We start from the raw sequence: 511 nt of genomic DNA, 5'->3' as shown, positions 1-511 counted from the left end.
CTGGCTCGCGTGAAGGCCAAGAAAACGGCGCAGCAGGCGGACGCTCCTGCCGAGACAGAACCGGCTCCGGCCACCGCCGAAGAAGATCCGCGCAAAGCGGCGGTCGCGGCGGCTATCGCCCGCGCCAAAGCCAAGAAAGCGGCGCAGCAGGCGGACGCTCCGGCCGAGACAGAACCGGCTCCGGCTGCCGCCGAAGAAGATCCGCGCAAGGCGGCGGTCGCGGCGGCTATCGCACGCGCCAAAGCCAAAAAAGCGGCGCAGCAGGCGGACGCTCCGGCCGAGACAGAACCGGCTCCGGCTACCGCCGAAGAAGATCCGCGCAAGGCGGCGGTCGCGGCGGCTATCGCTCGCGCCAAAGCCAAGAAAACGGCGCAGCAAGCGGACGCTCCGGCCGAGACAGAACCGGCTCCGGCTGACGCCGAAGAAGATCCGCGCAAGGCGGCGGTCGCGGCGGCTATCGCCCGCGCCAAAGCCAAAAAAACCGCCAGAGAATCGCTGGCGGCGGAAACGG

At 69.7% G+C, this 511-nt stretch carries 1 pseudogene; it reads left to right on the top strand.

Features of this window, described 5'->3' with window-relative positions:
* Window positions 1–511, top strand: a pseudogene (locus HWW83_RS25470) (electron transport complex subunit RsxC); the annotation flags it as partial.

Source organism: Serratia ureilytica, from assembly GCF_013375155.1.
Lineage (GTDB): Bacteria > Pseudomonadota > Gammaproteobacteria > Enterobacterales > Enterobacteriaceae > Serratia > Serratia ureilytica.
This window is presented reverse-complemented; position numbering and strand designations above follow the sequence as displayed.